Source organism: Enterobacter cloacae complex sp. S3, from assembly GCF_014930495.1.
GTDB classification, from domain to species: Bacteria; Pseudomonadota; Gammaproteobacteria; order Enterobacterales; family Enterobacteriaceae; genus Enterobacter; species Enterobacter asburiae_B.
This window is the reverse complement of the sequence record NZ_JADBRD010000057.1, coordinates 1-10,561: the sequence shown is the minus strand read 5'-3', so window position 1 is coordinate 10,561 and position 10,561 is coordinate 1. Positions and strand designations below refer to the sequence as shown.

At 51.9% G+C, this 10,561-nt stretch carries 7 protein-coding genes and 1 pseudogene; 2 read left to right on the top strand and 6 right to left on the bottom strand.

Annotated elements, in window-relative coordinates:
• The 6 genes from IM317_RS22140 to silC form a co-directional block, all read right to left on the bottom strand.
• On the bottom strand, positions 1 to 2,177 hold a 2,177-nt coding region (locus IM317_RS22140), incomplete at its 3' end, for a heavy metal translocating P-type ATPase (protein ID WP_193362529.1).
• Between the two features lie 126 nt (positions 2,178 to 2,303).
• Complete coding sequence (locus IM317_RS22135; RefSeq protein WP_008322815.1) at positions 2,304 to 2,744, bottom strand: DUF411 domain-containing protein; 441 nt, start codon at positions 2,742 to 2,744, stop codon at positions 2,304 to 2,306.
• Positions 2,745 to 2,830: 86 nt separating this feature from the next.
• Positions 2,831 to 5,977: a Cu(+)/Ag(+) efflux RND transporter permease subunit SilA gene (silA, locus tag IM317_RS22130; protein WP_000574021.1), complete on the bottom strand. Its 3,147-nt coding sequence runs from the start codon at positions 5,975 to 5,977 to the stop codon at positions 2,831 to 2,833.
• A 10-nt stretch (positions 5,978 to 5,987) separates the two neighbouring features.
• Positions 5,988 to 7,280: a Cu(+)/Ag(+) efflux RND transporter periplasmic adaptor subunit SilB gene (gene silB / locus IM317_RS22125; protein ID WP_001485328.1), complete on the bottom strand. Its 1,293-nt coding sequence runs from the start codon at positions 7,278 to 7,280 to the stop codon at positions 5,988 to 5,990.
• Positions 7,281 to 7,393: 113 nt separating this feature from the next.
• Positions 7,394 to 7,747 (bottom strand): cation efflux system protein CusF, encoded by a 354-nt coding sequence (gene cusF, locus IM317_RS22120; RefSeq protein WP_001246153.1) that lies wholly within the window; start codon positions 7,745 to 7,747, stop codon positions 7,394 to 7,396.
• Positions 7,748 to 7,775: 28 nt separating this feature from the next.
• Entirely contained in the window at positions 7,776 to 9,161 is a 1,386-nt protein-coding gene (silC, locus tag IM317_RS22115) for a Cu(+)/Ag(+) efflux RND transporter outer membrane channel SilC (protein WP_000475512.1), read from the bottom strand.
• A gap of 189 nt (positions 9,162 to 9,350) precedes the next feature.
• Between silC and silR the strand changes: the two genes are divergently transcribed.
• Together silR and silS are read left to right on the top strand one after the other, a co-directional pair.
• Entirely contained in the window at positions 9,351 to 10,031 is a 681-nt protein-coding gene (gene silR, locus IM317_RS22110; protein WP_001572351.1) for a copper/silver response regulator transcription factor SilR, read from the top strand.
• Positions 10,024 to 10,561 (top strand): annotated as a pseudogene (gene silS, locus IM317_RS22105) (copper/silver sensor histidine kinase SilS); the annotation flags it as partial. The gene silR and the pseudogene silS, both read left to right, overlap by 8 nt.

Genomic DNA, 10,561 nt, shown 5'->3' with positions numbered 1-10,561 from the left:
ATTGCCACATCTGTACCCGTTCCCATGGCTATACCCACGTCAGCCGCTGCCAGCGCCGGGGCATCATTCACACCGTCTCCGGCCATCGCAACCACATGGCCAGACTCTTTCAGTCGGGTTATCACTGCTTTTTTGCCATCCGGCAGAATCCCGGCTTCAACCTCATCTATTCCCAGTTTCCGTGCGACTGCTTCAGCAGTAAGCTGGTTATCCCCGGTGAGCATAACAATGCGGATCCCCGCCTGACGCAAAGCTTTAAGCGCATCCGGCGTGGTTGCTTTCACGGGATCCGAGATAGCTATCAGGCCTGCAAGGTTCCCGTCTGTGGCCACATAGATAACGGTAGCGCCTTCCATCCGCAACGTATCCGCAACGGCCTTTTGATTATCAATAACGATACTGTTTTCCTGCATAGCCAGTTCATTACCAATAACAACCCGTTGACCTTCGACATCGCCTGAGACACCTTTCCCCGACGGGGCATTGAAATTACTGACGGCAGGTATCACGATCCCCTTTTCCTGCGCGGCTCTGACAACAGCCATACCCAACGGATGCTGCGAACCTTTTTCCACTGCAGCTGTTACACGTAAAAGAGATATTTCCCCACCCGGACTGAGACTGATAATCCCTGTCACCGTAGGCGAACCTTCCGTGAGCGTGCCTGTTTTGTCGACAACCAGCGTGTCCACTTTTTCAAGACGCTCAAGGGCTTCGGCATTCTTGATTAACACCCCGGCCTGGGCGCCTTTGCCCACCCCCACCATTATCGACATCGGCGTGGCCAGTCCCAGCGCGCAGGGACAGGCAATAATCAGGACCGACACAGCCGCAATGAGACCGTGCGCCATCCTGGGCTCGGGCCCCCAGACAGACCAGATCAAGAAAGCAACAACCGCGATAAGTATCACCAGAGGAACAAACCAGCCTGAAACGCTGTCTGCCATTCTCTGGATGGGGGCACGCGAACGCTGTGCATCAGCGACCATCTGAACAATTCGTGAGAGCATCGTTTCATCACCGACTTTCTCTGCACGGATGATAAGACTACCTGTCTGATTAATCGTCCCCCCAATGACAGGGTCACCCTTCGTTTTGGTAACCGGCATAGACTCCCCGGTCACCATCGATTCATCCACGGTTGTTTTGCCTTCGATCACGATACCGTCGACCGGAATACTCTCTCCAGGTCTGATGCGGAGCTTATCGCCAGGCAGGACATCTTCCGCATTAATATCCGTTTCATGACCGTCATGATCCAGCCGTCTGGCGGTTTTGGGGGCAAGGTTCAGAAGCGCAGTAATGGCGCCTGAGGTTTGTTCCCGTGCCCGCAGCTCAAGAACCTGTCCCAGCAGAACAAGCACCGTAATAACTGCTGCGGCTTCAAAATAAACGGCCACCAGGCCATCCATGTTTCTGAACGATGCAGGAAACCAGGAGGGGAAGACGGTTGCAATGACGCTGTAAACCCAGGCTACGCCGGTCCCCATTGCAACAAGGGTAAACATATTCAGGGAGCGGTTACGTAACGACATTCCGGCCCGGGCGAAGAATGGCCAGCCACACCACAACACGACAGGGGAGGCCAGAAGCAACTGCAGCCATGTGTTGTACTGTGGCGGTACTGTATTCCTCAAGTCGGGAAACAGATGAGATCCCATTTCGAGTACCAGAACCGGAAACGCCAGCAACAACCCCAGCCAGAAGCGTCTTGTCATGTCGTGAAGTTCATCACTCGGCCCCGTGGATGCCGTAGCTACGAGCGGCTCCAGTGCCATTCCACAGACAGGACAGCTTCCGGGACCACTGCGGCGTATCTCCGGGTGCATCGGACATGTCCACACACCTTCAGAATTCTCTTTTTCCGCCTGGTTGTGAGGCTGTTTTATCTGATCAGGGCTGACTTCGTGATGATCGTGGTGATGGTGATGGGAATGTTCACTGGCATCTTCGGTAAAATAATGATCGGGATGGGCTTTAAATTTGCTCTCACAGCTGGCGGAGCAGAAATAAAGCTGATGGTCCTGGTATCGAATGCTGCTGTGCGCCTTGTCAGGCAGGATGACCATCCCGCACACGGGATCTCTCACCTTATGCAATACGTGGCCCTCGTCCGGGGATAATGTCTGCTCAGAAGCAGTCTGGTTGTTGTGTTGCACTGCATTGTCATTTTTCACAGTAACTCTCCTTATGCATACCGAAGCATCTTCTGTCTTCAGGGTATGTCATGGATGCGATTACCACGAATATCGCCGGCACAGGAGTGCCTGCTACCGGCGTCCCGTTATCAGCCGTTCCGCTGACTATTCGATTCGCTGGAAGACTTTTTTACTTCCATCCGGTGAGAATGCGATAACATCGTAAGCCTCTTTTCGGGCTCCCATCTCCATTCCAGGACTTCCTGCTGGCATACCGGGGGTGGCGAGACCGTATATACCCGAACCAGACTGCATTGCCTTATGTATCGTTGTCGCAGGCACATGGCCTTCAATGATCAAATTACCGGCAACCGCGGTATGACAACTTCGTAGTCCTGCAGGAACAGCATGCTTTTCTTTCAGGGCTGACAGCGCCTGATCATTCATGACGTGAGTTCGTACTTCGAACCCGTCTTTTTCCATCGCTTTGCCCCACAGGGAACAACAGCCACAGTTTTCAGATTTGTACATATCAATCACTTTTTCACTCGCCATCGCGGGTAGTGAAAGGCCGAGAGCCAGCGCCATTAGAACCACTTTTTTCATACTCACCTCTGTATATTATCGATATAAACCCTGACGTCAGGGTGAATCAGTAAAGAAGGACACCCACAGGGGGTGCCCTTTCAGGTTCAGGACACGCTTTTTTTATGTCTGCGCAGCCAGATTAATTTGTAGGCGGCAGGAATAATGAACAGGGACAGCAGCGGAGCCGTGATCATCCCACCAATCATGGGTGCCGCAATACGGCTCATGACTTCTGAACCTGCGCCGGTTCCCCAGAGTATTGGCAGCAGACCCGCAATGATCACCGCCACGGTCATGGCTTTCGGCCGGACACGCAGTACGGCACCATGATAGAGGGCTTCATCAAGACCTTCCGGTGTGAACGTCTCTTTACGGGACAATTCCGGGTGCGCTTCAATGGCATGACGCAGATACATCAGCATGACCACGCCAAACTCTGCTGCCACCCCGGCCAGGGCGATAAACCCGGTTCCGGTCGCCACTGACATATGGAAGCCCTGCCAGTACAGGAACCATATTCCGCCAACCAGGGCGAACGGCAGGCTCATCAGGATCAGCAGGGCTTCGTCAACCCGGCGGAATGCCAGATACAACAGGATGAAAATGATCATCACCGTCATCGGCACCATCAGCTTCAGTTTCTTGTTGGCATGCTCAAGCAGTTCAAACTGTCCGGAGAATGCCACACTGGTTCCCGGTCTCAGTTTCACTTTCTCGCTGATGGCCGTCTTAATGTCGTTAACCACCGACACCATGTCCCTGCCGCGAGCATCAACATAAATCCAGCTGGCTGGCCGGGCATTTTCGGTTTTCAGCATGGTTGGTCCAGAAACGACGTTAATATCCGCGACATCGCCCAGCGTGATCTGCTGCTTCATCGGGGTCAGGATCGGCATCTGTTTCAGCGCCTGCGGACTGTTCCGGTAATCCTGCGGGTAGCGAATGTTAATAGGGTACCGGGCCACCCCTTCAACCGTCTCACCCACCATAGCACCTCCGATTGCTGAAGAGACGAACAGCTGGACATCACCTACCGTCATCCCGTAGCGGGAGGCTTTCTCCCGGTTGATATCGATATCGATGTAGCGCCCGCCCTCAAGTCGCTCAGCCAGGACAGACACCACGCCAGGCACGGTTTTGGCTACCGCCTCGATACTCTGCGCCGTCGCGTCGATATCGGACAGAACAGTCCCGGACACTTTGATACCTATCGGGCTTTTGATCCCGGTTGAGAGCATATCAATACGGTTACGGATAGGCGGCACCCAGAGGTTTGCCAGACCCGGTAAACGGACTGTCCTGTCGAGTTCATCAATAATCTTGTCAATTGTCATGCCGGGACGCCACTGATCCTCAGGTTTGAGCTGGATCGTGGTTTCCACCATTTCGAGCGGCGCGGAATCCGTTGCGGTCTCTGCTTTACCGGTCTTGCCAAATACAGAAGCCACTTCAGGAACGCTTTTGATTAACTTGTCTGTTGTCTGCAGGAGCGCTGCAGCTTCTGCCGGAGAGACGCCAGGCAAGGTCGACGGCATATACAGCAGATCGCCCTCGTTAATCTTCGGCAGAAATTCACCGCCCACCTGACTCAGTGGCCAGATAACCGTGAAAATGGACAAGGCCGCAACCAGCAGGGTTGTTTTTGGCCAGTGGAGGACCCGCAGCAGCAAAGGATGATACGCTTTGATCAGCACCCGGTTCAGGGGGTTACTTGTCTCGGCAGGAATTTTCCCCCGGATCCAGAATCCCATCAGAATAGGAATGACGATGATGGCCAGTGCGGCCGCTCCCGCCATGGAGTACGTTTTCGTGAATGCCAGCGGGCCAAACAGACGACCTTCCTGCCCTTCCAGGGTAAAGATAGGAATAAAGGACAGGGTGATGATCAGCAGGCTAATGAACAACGCGGGTCCCACTTCCACGGAGGCGTCGGTAATCACCTTCCAGCGGGTGGCGTTGTCAATCTGCTCACCCGGATGCTGATGATCCCACTCCTCAAGCCGTTTGTGCGCATTTTCAATCATCACAATGGCGGCATCCACCATCGCACCGACGGCAATCGCTATCCCTCCCAGCGACATGATATTGGCGTTCAGTCCCTGGAAGTGCATGACGATAAAGGCGATACACAGGCCAAGCGGCAGAGAGATAATCGCCACCAGGGCAGAACGTACGTGCCACAGGAACAGAGCACAGACGATGGCCACCACGATAAACTCTTCCAGAAGTTTGGAACTGAGGTTATCAATCGCCCGGTCGATTAACTGGCTGCGATCGTAGGTGGTCACGATTTCAACGCCTTCCGGCAGGCTGGCCTTCAGCGTCTCCAGTTTATCCCTCACTGCCGTGATAACGTCGCGCGCATTTTTACCCGACCGCAGGATCACCACGCCGCCAGCGACTTCTCCCTGGCCGTTCAGCTCGGCAATACCACGCCTCATTTCGGGCCCGGTCTGCACGCGGGCAACATCCCGCAGATAAACCGGCACGCCGTTCTCACCTGTTTTCAGGACGATGTTATTAAAATCATCAATGCTCTGAAGATAACCGCTGGCACGGACCATATACTCCGCTTCGGCCATTTCAACGGATGAGCCACCGGCCTCCTGGTTAGACGATTCAAGTGCCTGTTTCACTTCGGGCAGGCTGATACCGTACTGGGACAGTTTTACCGGATTGACCTGAATCTGGTACTGTTTCACCACGCCGCCAACCGAAGCGACCTCAGCCACGTTCGGGATGGTTTTCAGCTCAAATTTCAGGAACCAGTCCTGCAGAGAGCGCAGTTCTGAAAGGTCGTGTTTTCCGTTGCGATCGACAAGGGCATATTCAAATATCCAGCCCACTCCCGTGGCGTCCGGGCCGATTTCAGAGCTCACACCCGCAGGCAGTTTGCCCTGAACCTGATTCAGGTATTCCAGCACGCGCGAACGGGCCCAGTACAGATCGGTGCCGTCTTCAAAAATGACATACACATACGAATCACCGAACTGTGAAAAGCCACGCACGGTTTTTGCGCCAGGTACGGACAGCATGGTGGTGGTAAGCGGATAGGTGACCTGGTTTTCTACAATCTGCGGGGCCTGTCCGGGATAGCTGGTTTTAATAATGACCTGCACATCTGACAGGTCAGGCAGCGCATCGACCGGCGTGTTAATTATCGTCCATGTGCCCCAGATGCTGAGAAACAGTGCGCCCATCATGACCAGGAAACGGTTGGCGACAGAGCGCCGGATAATCCATTCAATCATCGTCGTCTCCTCAGTGCCCTGAATGCATATTTACAGGCTGCTCAGACATTGCTGGCATACTGTTTTCTGTTTTTTCAGGGTGGCGCATACGTTCCAGCGCGCCCGTAATATTGGCTTCGGAGTCAATGAGGAACAGGCCACTGACCACCACGGTATCGCCTTCATTCAGGCCGGAGCCAATGCCGGACTGTTGCTGTGATTCATGCAGAACGTGGATCTGTTTCGGCACAAACTTGCCTTCATCATCAACAGTAATCACGCGCTGTTCTTTGCCGGTATCGATAACGGCCTGGCTTGGTATCAGCAGCATCTCCTGGCTCTTGGTATTCAGTTTCAGATAGGCATTCATGCCCGGCTTGAGAAACTCATCCTTATTAGAAACCTGGAGACGGACCTGAAGCGTACGGGTTGTCTGATCCACGCTGGGAAGAATGTTCCATTTTTCGACATGGAATGTTTTATCCGGATAAGCCGGTACCGAAATTTCAAACTGCGACGTATCTTTCAGCAGATAGGCGATAGATTCTGGCACTGCAGCGCTGATCCAGACCGGGTCCATCCCCTGAATCTGAGCCACTACTTTATCTTTCGAAATATTCATTCCGGTGCGCAGGTCAAACGCAGTAATGACACCATCAATAGGTGCTTTAATGGTAAAACGGGTCTGGATTGTGCGGGTTGAACGCAGCCTTTGAATATCCTCTTCCGGCATACCAGCCAGACGAAGTCGCTCCAGAACCCCTTTTATCTGGGTTGACGTACCGCCTGTACCGGATAACAGCAGGAACTCACTTTGTGCCTCAACCCATTCAGGAATGGTGATATCGATAAGCGGAGTGCCTTTCTTCACATGATCGCCAATCGTCAGGGGATACACTTTTTCGACGAAACCGTCAGAACGCGCCTGCACAATGACAAACTGATACTCGTTGTAACTGACATTAGCCGGGATTGTCTGGGAATAATTCAGCATTCCTCGCGTAACTTTTTGCGTTTTTAATCCCAGATTCTGAACCTGGGTTGGATCGATACGGATCCCGCCACTGCTTTTATCGCCACTTTCATCAGCATATTTCGGCACCAGGTCCATATCCATAAAGGGAGATTTTCCGGGTTTATCAAATTTGGTATCCGGTTTCATCGGGTCATACCAGAAAAGTACCTTTCGCTCCGGTGCCTTTTGTTCGGTTTGTACTGTTTTTTGTGATGAGTTTACATACTGCCAGGCAGTAACCGATATCAGCCCCCCTGCTATGAGGCTGCTGATAATTATTGCAGCATATTTTATCTTTAAAGAAGCCATACAATTTCTCGCTGAAAAATCAAAACACCTGGCATATGCGCCCGATCATTCATTCACAGTAATCCCTTAATGAATGTTCAGGCGCACTGGATGTATTCGCTCCGGACTGATAATCAGGATTGCGTAACGTTAATGCTTTTGAGTAAGGAGATATTGCCCTGCTGAATAAACGAGAAATCGACATGGTTGCCGGTTTTCAGGGCATTGATAGCGTCGTCTGCATTAACAAAAGTGAAGCGCATGGTCATTGCAGGCCAGCCCACAGCAGGGATTGCTTCGTGCGAAATGGTAATCTTTTTACTATTCATATCAATGTCTTTAACGACACCGGTGCCCTTGATAACCTGCTGTACCGAAGCATCACTGGCAGCATTCATATCGCCATGCTGATGTGTTTCAGCATGAAGACCGGCAGAAAACATGACAGAGAAGGCACCAAATAAAACGGCTTTAAGTGAATTACGCATTTTTAATTTCCTGATTAATTAAATAAATTTACTCTACCCAACCGCCACCCAGCGCGGTAAACAGATTAATTTCGTTAACCTGTCGGGAATAGGTAAGATCGAGAATGGTTTGCTGCGTAGCGAAGAGGGAACGTTCTGCATCCAGCACTTCGATGTAACTGACAGCACCACTTGCATATAATCCTCTGGCACGCTGGAGAGTTATCTGAAGTGAATCAAGATAACGCTGCTGTGACTCAAGTTGCTGGCTAAGGCTGTCGCGCAGCGCAAGCGTGTCGGAAACATCCTTAAAGGCTGACTGAATTTTTTGTTCGTAATTAACCACCGATTGTTGCTGGCGAATTTCAGCCAGCTTCAGATTGGCTTTATTCCTGCCAGCATTAAAAATAGGAATTTCAATTTTAGGGATAAAATTCCACATTCCACTTCCTGACGTAAACAGGCTTGACAGCTCCGTACTGCTTGCGGAAAGACCACTGGTCAGGGTAATGGAGGGGAAAAAGGCCGCTCGCGCTGCGCCAATATTGGCATCAGCCGCTTTCAGCTGATATTCCGCTTCCATAATATCCGGTCGCTGCAGCAAAATTTGTGAAGATAGATTTGGTGGCAATTTTACTGGTGCGATCTCCCCGCCTTTCATCCCTTTTTCTGACGGAAGTGCGCGGTACGTTCCCAGCACCAGTTGCAGGGCATTGTTTGCCTGAGCCAGATCGCCTTCTCGTTTGGCTATTTCGGCGCGGGTACTTTCGATTTGTCCTCTCGCCTGTTCAAGTGCCAGAACGTTCGTACTCCCGGTCACGAGCTGTTGCTCAACGAAAGCATAGGACTGTTCATAATTTTTCAGCGTTTCCCGCGCAATACGGAGTTGTTCGTACGCCAGTTGCTGGCTGAAATAGCTCTGTGAAACGTTGGAGACCAGCAGGATGTGTACGGCACGACGGGCTTCTTCGCTGGCAAAGTAGTTCTGGCGATCAGCCTCACTCATGTTCTTAAGTTTGCCAAAAAAATCGAGCTCATAGCTGAGCTCCAGACCCGCGTCGTACTCCTGTGTGGTCGGCTTGTCACCTTTCAGACCACCGTTGTATGTGATCCCGGATGAGGCATTCAGTTGGGGATAACGATCTGCATCCGTGACGTTGAACTGGGCCCGGGCCTCTTCAACCTTCAGGGCAGCCATTCTCAAATCACGGTTATTATTCAGGGCTTCACCGATCAGCCTGCTGACCTGGGGATCGACAAAAAAGTTTCGCCAGCCCGTATCCTGATAGCTGTTTACCGCAGGCGTCAGACTGTTTTTAGACAATGAAAACTGCTGGGGAACCGGAGCTGGCGGACGCTGATATTCAGGTGCCAGAGAAACACAACCAGCCAGGATGAATATGGTACTGATGCTGAGTAATTTTAATTTGAACATAACGCTTCTCGTACAGGCAGACCTGGTAAATGGTTCAAACGAAGTCCAGAGTATTGATAGGGATACTTTACCGAACGCTCTCTGTTTGCCGGGTGACAGGATAATGACAATGTTGTCATTTTTGCTGTAATCCGTTGATAACGATCGTGGGCGCAATAAAATGACATTAGCAGCCAGCCGGGGAGCATGATGAAAATATTAATCGTTGAAGACGAAATTAAAACAGGTGAATATCTCAGCAAGGGGCTGACAGAGGCGGGGTTCGTCGTGGATCACGCTGATAATGGTCTGACCGGATATCATCTTGCCATGACAGCCGAGTATGATTTAGTCATCCTGGATATCATGCTGCCTGATGTAAACGGCTGGGATATCATCCGTATGCTGCGCAGTGCCGGAAAGGGGATGCCGGTATTACTGCTGACGGCCCTTGGCACGATTGAACACAGGGTCAAAGGACTTGAGCTGGGTGCGGACGATTATCTGGTGAAGCCCTTTGCGTTTGCTGAACTGCTCGCCCGGGTAAGAACCCTCCTCAGGCGGGGAAACACGATGATCACGGAAAGCCAGCTTAAAGTGGCTGACCTCTCGGTTGATCTCGTATCCAGAAAAGTCAGCCGCGCCGGGAACCGCATTGTGCTCACCAGTAAAGAGTTCAGCTTGCTGGAATTCTTCATTCGCCATCAGGGAGAAGTTCTTCCCCGCTCCCTGATTGCCTCTCAGGTCTGGGACATGAATTTTGACAGCGACACTAACGCGATTGATGTCGCAGTAAAGCGACTCCGCGCTAAAATAGACAACGATTACGGGACAAAACTGATCCAGACTGTGCGGGGCGTGGGCTACATGCTGGAGATCCCGGATGCATAGCAAACCGTCCAGACGACCTTTCTCACTCGCTCTGCGGCTGACCTTTTTTATCAGCCTGTCCACAATACTGGCGTTTATCGCCTTCACCTGGTTTATGCTGCATTCTGTTGAAAAGCATTTTGCCGAGCAGGATGTCAGCGATCTGCAACAAATCAGCACCACACTGAGCCGTATACTCCAGTCCCCGGCAGATCCGGATGAAAAAAAAGTAAGCAAAATAAAGGAATCAATTGCCAGCTACCGCAACGTTGCCCTTTTGCTCCTCAATCCCAGGGGTGAAGTGCTCTTGAGCTCAGCTCAGGGGGCGGCACTACGCCCGGCAGTGAATTCAGCAGATTTTAGCGAGCACAGCCGCGCACGGGATGTCTTTCTCTGGACGGTGGAGGATCCTGCGGGACCGATGGATACCGGGTCCGGAATGAAGATGGAAACGTACCGGATTATCGCCTCCTCTGGCCAGGCGACATTTCAGGGCAAACAGCAGAATTATGTCATGCTGACTGGCCTCTCCATTAATTTCCATCTCCATT

Bases quoted from the DNA above. Each gene is read 5' to 3' on its own strand.
- IM317_RS22135 (WP_008322815.1), bottom strand. From the start codon at position 2,744: ATGAAAAAAGTGGTTCTAATGGCGCTGGCTCTCGGCCTTTCACTACCC.
- silA (WP_000574021.1), bottom strand. From the start codon at position 5,977: ATGATTGAATGGATTATCCGGCGCTCTGTCGCCAACCGTTTCCTGGTC.
- silB (WP_001485328.1), bottom strand. From the start codon at position 7,280: ATGGCTTCTTTAAAGATAAAATATGCTGCAATAATTATCAGCAGCCTC.
- cusF (WP_001246153.1), bottom strand. From the start codon at position 7,747: ATGCGTAATTCACTTAAAGCCGTTTTATTTGGTGCCTTCTCTGTCATG.
- silC (WP_000475512.1), bottom strand. From the start codon at position 9,161: ATGTTCAAATTAAAATTACTCAGCATCAGTACCATATTCATCCTGGCT.
- silR (WP_001572351.1), top strand. From the start codon at position 9,351: ATGAAAATATTAATCGTTGAAGACGAAATTAAAACAGGTGAATATCTC.